Consider the following 10,322-nt stretch of genomic DNA (forward strand, 5'->3'; position numbering starts at 1 on the left):
GGACGCGCCCGCGAAAATCAATGGACAGGCTGTTTGCCGGGATCGATATCCACGAACTGCCAGAAGTCCTGCCAGAACAGCGGGCGGCGGAAACCGCTCATCCAGGGCTGCTCGATGTCGGTCAGGATGCGGTGGGCATGCACCTTGTAGGGCATGTAGGTCACGGCGATGCGCTTGGCCTCCTTGAACAGGGCCTCGCGCTCGGGGCCGTCAGGCATGGCCTGCATGCGGTCGTAGATCTCGTCGAAGCGCGCGTTCTTGAAGCGCGGCAGGTTCTGCGTGCCCGAAGCGGGGCCGTAGAGGCGCTGCATGGCCTCCTGGCCGTCCGACGAGGCCGCCGTCGAGCCCACCGGCCACATCTGGTACTTGCCGGCCTGCGCGGCCTTCATGTTCTCGGGCCACTGCTGGATCTTGACCTGCAGCCGGATGCCAACGGCGCGCAGGGCCTTCTCCCACAGCTCGTCGATGGCGCGGTTGAGCGAGTTGGGCTCGGTGTTGCGCGTGAGGATCAGCGGGCTGCCATCGGGCAGGTCCCGCCAGCCGTCGCCGTCCTTGTCGACGTAGCCATACATGTCCAGCAGCGCCTTGGCGCGCGCCGGGTCGTAGTCGCTCATCTCGCTCTTGAACGCGGGGTCGTAGCCGCTGGTGTTGGGCACGATGGGCGCCTGAGCCGGCGTCCCTTGGCCGCGGCGCGCGCTCTTGATTTCCTTGCGCACATCGAAGGCCAGCGAGATCGCACGGCGCAGCGCGATTTTGTCGGGGGTCATGCCGCCGATGACCGGGTCTTCGAGGTTGAAGCAGGTCAGCGTCATGTCGGGCGCCAGCGTGAACACGGCCTGCATGCCGCGCTTGGCCAGGTTGGGTGCGAGCTTGCCGCCCGGCGCGGCCTGGGTGATGAACTCCTCGGGCACCTTCTCGATGAAGTCGTGCTCGTTGTTCAGGAAGGCCAGCCAGCGCGGCTGGTTCTCGACGATGACATCGACGACGACGCGGTCGATCATCGGGATGCGGCGGCCCTTGAACCGCGCGTAGATCGCCTGGGCTTCGGCGTCGCCCGGCGCGGGCTGGGCTTCGTAGTGGCGCTCGCGGTAGTCGGGGTTGCGCTCGAACACCATCTGCGAGCTGCGCCGCCACTCCTTGAGCATGAAGGGGCCGGTGCCGACCGGGTGCTCCATGATCTTGTCGCCGTAGAACTCGACCACCTCGCGGGCCACCGCGCCGTAGAGGTCATTGCCGGCAAAGATGGATTCGATCAGACGCGGACGCGGGCCATTGGTCTTGATCTGCAGCGTGTAGCGGTCCAGCGCGCGCACGCCAGCGATCTCGGTGTCGTAGGAGAAGGGCTGCTTGGTCTTGAGGGCTTTGTCGCGCGCCGCGCCCAGGCCGGTGATGTCCTGGTCCTCGTAGCTCGTCCAGGCCTGGGCGTTGGTGGCCGGGTCGGCAAAGCGCTTGATGCTGTAGACGAAATCCGCGGCCGTGACCTCGCGCTTTTTGCCCTTGAAGGCCGGGTCGTCGGCGAAGTAGATGCCCGGCTTGACCTTCATCGTGAAGGTCCGGAAGTCGGCGCTGATCTCGGGCTCGCCGACGGCGATCAGCGGCATCAGCCGCGTCGGCCTTGCCAGCGGGTCGAAGGCGTACAGCGTCTCGAAGATGTGGGCGGTGATGCTGCGCGAATAGATGTCCGCCAGGCGCGGCGGGTCGAAGCCGGTCTCGGCGATCTTGAAGGCATAGCGCAGCGTCTTGACCGGCTCGGCCGAGTGTGCCGATTGGGCCGGCACGAGCAGGGACAGGCAGGCGGCGAGGGCGGCGAGTAGTTGTTTCATCACTTGGCCTTGGGCGTGGCGCTACGGTCGACGTCGATGTACTTCCAGAAGTCGCGCACGAAGATGTTGCGGCTGTAGCCGCGCACCCAGGGCTGGGCCATGTCGGTCCAGATGCGGTGGACGTGGAATTTATAGGGTGCGTAGGCCACCATCAGGCGCTGGGCCTCCTGCATGGCAGCCCGGCGCTCGAGGCCGTCGGGCAGGGCCTTCTGGCGGTCGTAGAGGGCTTCGAAGGCAGGCAGATCGAAGCGGGCCTTGTTGGCATTGCCTTTGGACTTGCTGGAACCCAGCGCCAGGAAGGTATCGCCATCGGGCGTCGTGCCCACCCAGCCGACGCCCCACATCTGCAACTTGCCGGCGTTGGCGGCCTTGAGCTGCTCGGGCCATTTGGCGATCTTGAAGACCATGTGCACGCCCAGCGCCTCCATGTTTTTCTGCCACTGCTCGGCGAGCTGGCGGAAGGTGCTGTCGGGCGAAGTGGCGTACTCCAGCAACAGCGGCTTGCCGTCGGGCTGGTCGCGCCAGCCGTCGCCGTCCTTGTCGGTGTAGCCGTAGAGGTCGAGCAGGGCCTTGGCCTTGGCGGGGTCGAACTCGCTCATCTCCGTCTTCATTGCCGGGTCATGGCCGAAGGCGACCGCCGGGATGCCGTTCTGGCTTTTGACGGCCTGGCCGCGGCGCACGAGGCGGATCTCCTTGTCCAGGTCCACGGCCAGATTGATGGCGCGGCGCAGCGCGATCTTGTCGGGCGTATAGCCACCGACGACCGGGTCTTCCATGTTGAAGTAGGACACCGCGACGTCGGCGCGCGGGTAGCGCGTCATGGACAGGCCCTGCTTGACGAGATTGGGGGCGAGATGGTTGTTGGGCATCGCGATGCTGGCGAACTCGGGCGGCACCTCCTCGATGACGTCGAACTCACCGCGCAGGAAAGCCAGCCAGCGGGGTTGCGCCTCCTCGATGATGTCGATCTCGACGCGGTCCACCATCGGCAGCTTGCGGCCCTGCAGCGCCGCCACCTCGCCCTTCACGCGCGGGTCGGCCTCGGGAGGGGTGGTCTCGGCGTAACGAACGTCGCGGAAGTTCGGGTTCTTCTCCAGCACGATGCGCGAGCTGCGCCGCCATTCGGCCAGCCGGAAGGCATTGGTGCCAACCGGGTGCTCCATGATCTTGTCGCCGTAGAACTCGACGACCTCGCGCGCCACGGCGCCGAGGAAGCCGGCATCACTGAACTGGTAGATGAAGCGCGGGTCCCCGACGCCCAGCTTGACCTGGAAGGTGTAGCGGTCCAGCACCTTCAGGCCCTCGACCTCGCGGTCGTAGTCGAAGGGCTTCTTGGCCTTCATGAGCTCGCGGCGCAGCTCCGACAGGCCCATGATCTTGGCGTTCTCCAGCAGGTAGAGGTTGCCGCTCTTGAGCTTGGGGTCGTAGTGGCGCTTGATCGAGTAGACGTAGTCGGCCGCGACCAGTTCGCGCTTGGCGCCCTTGAAGGCCGGGTCATCGCAGAAGAGGATGCCGGGCTGGACTCGGAAGGTGAGCGTCTTGAAGTCGGCGCTGATCTCGGGCATCTCCGTCAGCGTGGCCGGGCGCAGCTTGAAGGGGCGGGCGCCGAAGTCGTACTCCAGCGGCGCGTCCAGGATGCCCGCCACGACCGCCTTGGAGTAGGTGTCGGTGATCTGGGCAGGGTCAAACCCGGTCTCGGCGGACTTGAAGGCGTAGCGCAGCACCTTTTCTTGTGCCGGACTCTGGGCCTGGGCAGCTTGGAGAGCGCAGGCCAGCAGCAGGGCGGTCAGCAGGGAGGGAAGCTTCATCGCAACGTGCGCGGGGTGGCAGGAAAGTCGCGGAGTCTAGTGAAACCGTCAACGCAAAGCCGAAGGTGACTCGCATAGACTCCGCCCCGTTCTCTCGTGTAACCCCGCACCCACGGCGGGGTTTGTGGTTTCTGGAGCCCTGAATGGCGGCCTATCTGATCCGACGCCTGTGGCAGATGATCCCGACCCTGCTCGGTGTCGTGCTGCTGGTGTTCTTCCTCTTCAAGTACTTCGGCAGCGACCCGGCCATCATCCTCGGCGGCCTGAACGCCAGCCCGGAGCAGATCGAGTCCATCCGCGAGCAGCTCGGGCTGAACAAGCCGGTCTGGGAGCAGCTGTGGATCTTCATCAAGCAGATCGTCAGCTTCGACTGGGGCAAGAGCTGGGCGACCAACGAATCGGTCGCCAACCTGTTCGCCACCCGGCTGCCGGCCACGCTGACGGTGACGCTGCCCATCCTCATCCTCGAGGTGATGCTGGCCATCCCCTTCGCGCTGGCCGTGGCGACCGTGCGCGGCAGCCTGACCGACCGCACGGTGATGATCTGCACGACTGTGGCCGTGTCCATCTCGCTGCTGGTCTACGTGATCCTGGCGCAGTACCTTTTCGCCTTCCGCCTGGGTTGGTTCCCCGTGCAGGGCTGGACGAGCAGCCACTGGACCAACCTGACCACCTACGCGCCGCTGCCGGTGCTGGTGGCGGTGGCCGTGTCGATGGCGCCGCAGATCCGGCTGTACCGCAGCTTCTTCCTCGACGAGATCGGCCACGACTATGTGCGCACCGCGCGCGCCAAGGGCATGACCGAGGGCACGGTGCTGCTCAAGCATGTGCTGCGCAACGCGATGATTCCCATCCTGACCAATGTGTCCGTGCTGCTGCCCGGCGTGTTGGTGGGCAGCTTCCTCATCGAGGTGTTCTTCTCCATTCCGGGCCTGGGCCGCGAGCTGCTGCTGGCGGTCAACCGCGGTGACTACCCGGTCATCCAGGCCTTCGCCATCTACCTCGCGGCGCTGACGATGACGGTCAATCTCGTGGTGGACCTGCTCTACAAGCTCGTTGACCCGCGAGTCGTTCTCAAATGAGCGCCGTGTCCAACTCCTCCGGCCCGGTCCGGGCGGCGGAATCTTCGAGCGGCGGCGTCTGGGCCGCCGCGTGGCGGCGCCTCAAGACCGACCGCGTCGGCGTCGTGTCGATGTGGGTCGTCGGTGCCTTCCTCGTCCTGGTGCTGCTGGCGGCCACCAAGCTGCTGGCCTCGGGCTGGCAGCAGGAGGTCGGCGTGCCCAACGCGCCGCCCACGCTGCTCGGGCCCCAGCCGCAGGAAGACACCGGCACCATCGCCACGCCCAAGGGCCCCAACGTCGACCTGTCCGACATCGACCCGCTGGCGCCGCGCTACGCCGAGTGGGCGGAGCGCGCCAAGGCCTTCAAGACCGAGGAGGCGCCCAGGGCCGAGACCCTGCCGCTGGGCGGCGACCGCCTGGGCCGCGACGTGCTGGCCAAGGTCATCAAGGGGGCCGAGGTGTCCATCGTCGTCGGCCTGGCGGCGGCCCTCGTCGCGACGCTGATCGGCACCGTGCTGGGCGCCATCTCGGGCTTCTTCGGCGGCAAGGTCGGCGACCTGCTGGAGTGGGTCTACAACGTCTTCACCGCCATCCCCAGCATCTTGCTGATCTTCGCTTTCGCGGCCATCTTCCCGCGCGGCGTCGGCGCGGTCGTCTCGATCCTGGCGCTGACGGGCTGGACGGGCATCTACCGCCTCATCCGCGCCGAATTCATGAAGCATCGCGTGCGCGAGTACGTGCGCTCGGCCGAGGCCATCGGCGCCTCGCAGGCCTCGCGCATGTTCAAGCACATCCTGCCCAATGTGTCGCACGTGGCGCTGGTGCAGCTGTCGCTGCACGTCGTCAGCTTCATCAAGAGCGAGGTCATCCTGAGCTACCTCGGCCTGGGCGTCGGCGTCGACCAGGTGTCCTGGGGCACCATGCTGGCCGAGGCACAGAACGAAATGATCCTCGGCTATTGGTGGCAGCTGGCCGCCGTGACGGCCTGCATGGCCGTCTTCGTCACGGCGTTTGCCCTCTTCACCGACGCGCTGCGCGACGCCCTCGACCCCAAGCTGCGAGGTCTCGAATGAGCATGCTGCTGAGCATCCAAGACCTCAAAGTCGCCTTTCGCATGGGCAAGCAGAACGGCGCCATGCAGCGCACGCTCGCCGTCAAAGGCGTCAGCTTCGACGTGCCGGAGAACAGCACCGTGGCGCTGGTCGGCGAGTCGGGCTCGGGCAAGAGCGTGACGGCGATGTCCGTGCTCAACCTGCTGCCCAGCAACGCCGAGCGCGAAGGGCGCATCCTGTTCCAGGGCCGCGACCTGCTGCAGGCTTCCCTGCGCGATCTGCAGGCCATCCGCGGCCGCGACATCGCCTGCGTCTTCCAGGACCCGATGAGCTCGCTGAACCCGGTCTTCGACGTGGCCACGCAGATCCGCGAGCCGCTGATGAAGCACATGGGCATGAGCCGCCGCCAAGCGCTGGTGCGTGCCGAGGAGCTGCTCAACGAGGTCGGCATCCCCGAGCCCAAGCGGCGCCTGAGGGCCTATCCGCACGAGATGTCCGGCGGCCAGCAGCAGCGCGTGATGATCGCCGTGGCCCTGGCCTGCAGCCCGAAGCTGCTGATCGCCGACGAGCCGACGACGGCGCTGGACGTGACCATCCAGCGCCAGGTGATGGAGCTGATGGCTAGGCTCAAGGAATCGCACAAGATGAGCCTGCTCTTCATCTCCCACGACCTCGGCGTCGTTGGCGAGATCTCGGACCAGGTCGTCGTCATGCGCCACGGCCAGGTGCGCGAGAACGCACCGGTGGCGCAGATCTTCAACGACCCGCAGGACGCCTACACCAAGGCCCTGCTGGCCTGCCGGCCGTCGCTGACGGAGAACCCGGCACGCCTGATGGTCATCGACGACCACATCGCCGGCCGCGCGGCCGGCAACGACGCGAAGGTGAAGGACGACAGCGCGCCCGTCATCATGGAAGTGACCGGCCTGCAGAAAAGCTTCTGGCTCAAGGACGGCCTGTTCGGCAAGCGCGAGTTCAAGGCCGTCAAGGGTGTGAGCTTCAAGCTGCGCAAGGGCCACACGCTGGGCGTTGTTGGCGAGTCCGGCTCGGGCAAGACGACCATGGGCCTGACGCTGCTGCGCCTGCACGAACCCACCGGCGGCCAGGTGCTGTTCGAGGGCAAGGATCTGCTGAAGATGAGCGGAAGCGACTGGCAGCAGATGCGCCGGCGCATCCAGGTCGTGTTCCAGAACCCCTATGCCTCGCTGAACCCGCGCTTCACCATCGGCCAGACGCTGCGCGAGCCGATGGAGATCCACAGCATCGGCACCAGCACCGCCGACCGCGAGGCCCGTGCCGTCGCCCTGTTGAAGAAGGTGGGCCTGGACGAGAGCGCAATGGCCAAGTACCCGCACGAGTTCTCGGGCGGCCAGCGCCAGCGCATCGCCATCGCGCGCTGCCTGACACTGCAGCCCGAGGTGCTGGTGCTCGACGAGGCGGTGTCGGCGCTGGACGTATCGGTGCAGGCCCAGGCGCTCAACCTGCTGAAGGACCTGCAGGACGAGTTTGGCCTGAGCTACATCTTCATCAGCCACGACCTGGCCGTCGTCAAGTTCATCTCCGACGAGGTGCTGGTGATGCAGAACGGCGATGTCGTCGAGCAGGCACCCACGCGCGAGATCATCCAGGCCCCGCGTGAGGATTACACGCGCCGCCTGCTTGGCGCGGTGCCGCGCGGATATCAGGGGCCCGGCGCCCGACCGGCCTAGCCTGGCGATTCTTACGGTTGCGTGTAATTTCAACGGTCTCTGACGTGGGATCCGCAACAGCCAGGCCGAACCGCGCTGAAATCAGCAGCGCGGCCCGGCAAGCCCGGCCGCCAACCGTTTCGATGCATCAATCCCTGGCTTCACGATCGACGCTGTGCGCGGCGCTGGCCGCATTGGCATTGCTGTGCGCCTGCTCGCCCAGCGAGGGTCCCGGTGCGCCCGCCTCCGCCGCATCGAACGTGCCGGACGAAGGCCTGGCCCATGACCTCGAACGCATCGAGCGCGCTGCCCGCGCCAAGCCCGCGGCGCTGGAGCAGGAGCTGCGGGTCCGCGGCGAAAAGCTGCCAGCCGGCAGCGCCGCCGAGCTGGACGTGCTGGCCCTGCGTGGCCTGCTCGCCGCCTATGCACGCGACCGGGCGCTGACCGACCAGATCACCCAGCGCCTGCGCGACTGGCCAGCCGGTGAACTGCGCGCCGCGGCCGCCGTCGCAGCCGCCAGCACCAGCGCCGAATACCTGCGCTCGCACGGCGACCTGCGCGAGGCGCGCAAGACGCTGCTGGCCGTGGACGCCGCCCAGCTCAATGCCGCCGCGCCCGTGTTCCGCTGGCGCTACCACCACCAGCTCATGGCCATCGCCAGCGATTCGGGTGAACTCGACCTGTCGCTGAACCAGGGCCACGCTGCCCAGCGCCTGGCCGAACAGATCGGCCGGCCCTGGCGCGTGGCGTTGACGCTGGTGGACCTGGCCTTCACGTCCAGCCGTGCGGACACGCCGGCGCGCGCCCGCCAGCTCATCGGCCAGGCGCTCACCGAGGCCCAGAAGGACCCGGACCCGATGACGCTGAACCAGGTCTACACGATGCGTGGCATCGTCTACGCCGAGGACAGTGACTCCAGCATCACGCTGCAGGCCAATTCGGATGCGCTGGAACAGGCCACGCGCGCTGGTGCCGACTCGGTGCGCGCCCTGGGCCTGGCCAACTTCGCCGACTATCACCTGCGCCAGGGCCACCCGGCGCGGGCGCTGGAACTCGCCGAGCAGGCGCTGCCGCTGGCACGTGCCACGCGCAACATCAGCGCCGAAAGCGTCGCCCGCTCCAACATCGGCCTGGCCAAGATCGCCATGGGCCGCATCGCCGAGGGCCGCGACGACGTGCGCGCCGGCATCACGCTGGACGAACAGCAGGGCGCCATGTCCTACGCCTCCGCCGGCTGGCAGGAGCTCGCGGGTTATCTGGAACGCGCCGGCGACCTGGCCGGCGCCATCGCCGCCTACCGCGAGCATCGCCGCATGGACGAGCGCGTGCTGCGCGACGAGACCCGCAAGCTGCTGCTGGAGGCCCAGGAGCGCCAGGACGCCGAACAGCGTGCGCGCGACATCGAGCTGCTCAACCGCGACAACGCCCTCAAGGCCGAGCAGGTCCACCAGCGCAACCTGGCGCTGACGCTGTGGTCGGCCATGGGCGGCTGCGTGCTGGTGTCGCTGGGCCTGCTCTGGCAGGCCTTCCGCCGCGTGCGTCGCACCAACGAGGCGCTGGCCCACAGCAATGCCTCGCTGAAGCGCCAGAGCGAGACCGACCCCTTGACCGGGCTGGCCAACCGCCGCCACTTCCAGGCCGCGATCAAGACCCTGGCCAGCGGCGAGGGTCTGGCGGCCAGTCTCTTCCTCATCGACATCGACCACTTCAAGCGCATCAACGACAGCTTCGGCCATGCCGCCGGTGACACCGTCCTCATCGAGATTGCCGAGCGGCTGCGCCAGGCCGTGCGCGACGACGACCTCATCGTGCGCTGGGGCGGCGAGGAATTCCTTATCGTGGCACGCAGCCACGACGGCATGCTGGCGAACCAGCTGGCCCAGCGTCTGCTCGACCTGGTCGGCAGCAAGCCTGTTCTGTATGAGGGCCGTGAGGTGACTGTCACGGCCTCCATCGGCTTCGTCAGCCTGCCGGTGGCGCCGCACGGGCTGCGCCTGTCCTGGGAGCGCGCCATCGACCTCGTCGACACCGTCATGTACCTGGCCAAGGCGCACGGTCGCAACAAGGCCTATGGCGTCGAGCGCATCCATGCCGAGGACGCCCTGGCCGCGGCGCAATTGACGGCCCGGCTGGAGGCCGCCTGGGCCGAGGGCCTGGTGGGCCTGCAGGCCCTCAGCGGCCCGGCCCGCGCGGCCGACAGCGGCTTCCATCCCGACGCCGCCAGCCGGCCGGCCAACGCATGAGAACCATTGCGTTGCTGCTGCTGATCCTGGCTTCGGGCTTTGCGACCGCAGCACCGGTCACGGCGCCCGACCCGGTGGCCGAGGACACCCTGCTGGCCAACATCACCCGCCGCGCCTTCGATGCGCCCGAGGCCATGCTGGCCGAGCTGCAGCAGCGCTGGCCCACCCATGCCGAACCCGGTCAGCCGCGCGAGGCCGCCTGGCTGATGGCACGGGGCCGTGTGCTGCTGGCCGCCGGCCAGGCCGGGGCGGCCGATGCCGTTGCCGTGCAACTGATGGGCCGCGAGGACGGCGTCGACCGCAGCTGGGTGCTGCGTGCCCTGGCTCAGGAACGTACCGGCAGATCCGCCACGGCCCTGGCTGCCCGGGCCCTGGCTGGCCTGGACAAACGCTGCCCCGTCGGCGATGAGGTGCGCGCCGTGCGCGAGCAGGGCTGCGACTTCCGCAGCGCCTGGGAGGCCCTGCGCATCCTGCAGCGCGAGCAATACGCCCAGGGCGCCTTCGCCGTCGCCGAGGCCAGCATCAGGCGAGCCCTGGCCCTGGCCCGTGCCGGCGATGACAAGCATCTGACCGCCCTCAGCCACGGCATGCTGGCGGTGGCGCAGCAGGCCCAGGACCGCATGGACGCCGCGCGAGCCGAGCTGCGT

The 10,322-nt window shown here is 68.0% G+C and carries 7 protein-coding genes; 5 read left to right on the top strand and 2 right to left on the bottom strand.

The genetic code is table 11. The features are described from left to right. Positions 1 to 17: 17 nt before the first annotated feature. Positions 18 to 1,823: an ABC transporter substrate-binding protein gene (locus tag ACXJKJ_RS02700; RefSeq protein ID WP_457389004.1), complete on the bottom strand. Its 1,806-nt coding sequence runs from the start codon at positions 1,821 to 1,823 to the stop codon at positions 18 to 20. After that, positions 1,823 to 3,631: an ABC transporter substrate-binding protein gene (locus ACXJKJ_RS02705; RefSeq protein ID WP_457351320.1), complete on the bottom strand. Its 1,809-nt coding sequence runs from the start codon at positions 3,629 to 3,631 to the stop codon at positions 1,823 to 1,825. Before ACXJKJ_RS02705 ends, ACXJKJ_RS02700 begins: the two co-directional genes overlap by 1 nt. 143 nt (positions 3,632 to 3,774) lie before the next feature. Here ACXJKJ_RS02705 and ACXJKJ_RS02710 point away from each other — a divergent pair, with 143 nt between their 5' ends. From ACXJKJ_RS02710 to ACXJKJ_RS02730, 5 genes are all read left to right on the top strand, one after another. Next, positions 3,775 to 4,713, top strand: coding sequence for an ABC transporter permease (locus ACXJKJ_RS02710; protein ID WP_056191624.1), 939 nt, complete (start codon positions 3,775 to 3,777; stop codon positions 4,711 to 4,713). Beyond that, positions 4,710 to 5,765: an ABC transporter permease gene (locus ACXJKJ_RS02715; RefSeq protein ID WP_457389006.1), complete on the top strand. Its 1,056-nt coding sequence runs from the start codon at positions 4,710 to 4,712 to the stop codon at positions 5,763 to 5,765. The genes ACXJKJ_RS02710 and ACXJKJ_RS02715 overlap by 4 nt, the downstream gene beginning before the upstream one ends. Further along, complete coding sequence (locus ACXJKJ_RS02720) at positions 5,762 to 7,453, top strand: ABC transporter ATP-binding protein (protein ID WP_457389007.1); 1,692 nt, start codon at positions 5,762 to 5,764, stop codon at positions 7,451 to 7,453. The genes ACXJKJ_RS02715 and ACXJKJ_RS02720 overlap by 4 nt, the downstream gene beginning before the upstream one ends. Before the next feature lie 122 nt (positions 7,454 to 7,575). After that, the gene (locus tag ACXJKJ_RS02725) at positions 7,576 to 9,675 is read left to right on the top strand and encodes a diguanylate cyclase (RefSeq protein WP_457320595.1); all 2,100 of its coding nucleotides are present in this window, start codon (positions 7,576 to 7,578) and stop codon (positions 9,673 to 9,675) included. Then, positions 9,672 to 10,322 (top strand): hypothetical protein (locus ACXJKJ_RS02730; protein WP_457389009.1); only part of this gene is annotated, 651 nt, incomplete at its 3' end. The genes ACXJKJ_RS02725 and ACXJKJ_RS02730, both read left to right, overlap by 4 nt.

The organism is Roseateles sp. P5_E1, assembly GCF_054049335.1.

Bases quoted from the DNA above. Each gene is read 5' to 3' on its own strand.
- ACXJKJ_RS02700 (WP_457389004.1), bottom strand. From the start codon at position 1,823: ATGAAACAACTACTCGCCGCCCTCGCCGCCTGCCTGTCCCTGCTCGTG.
- ACXJKJ_RS02705 (WP_457351320.1), bottom strand. From the start codon at position 3,631: ATGAAGCTTCCCTCCCTGCTGACCGCCCTGCTGCTGGCCTGCGCTCTC.
- ACXJKJ_RS02710 (WP_056191624.1), top strand. From the start codon at position 3,775: ATGGCGGCCTATCTGATCCGACGCCTGTGGCAGATGATCCCGACCCTG.
- ACXJKJ_RS02715 (WP_457389006.1), top strand. From the start codon at position 4,710: ATGAGCGCCGTGTCCAACTCCTCCGGCCCGGTCCGGGCGGCGGAATCT.
- ACXJKJ_RS02720 (WP_457389007.1), top strand. From the start codon at position 5,762: ATGAGCATGCTGCTGAGCATCCAAGACCTCAAAGTCGCCTTTCGCATG.
- ACXJKJ_RS02725 (WP_457320595.1), top strand. From the start codon at position 7,576: ATGCATCAATCCCTGGCTTCACGATCGACGCTGTGCGCGGCGCTGGCC.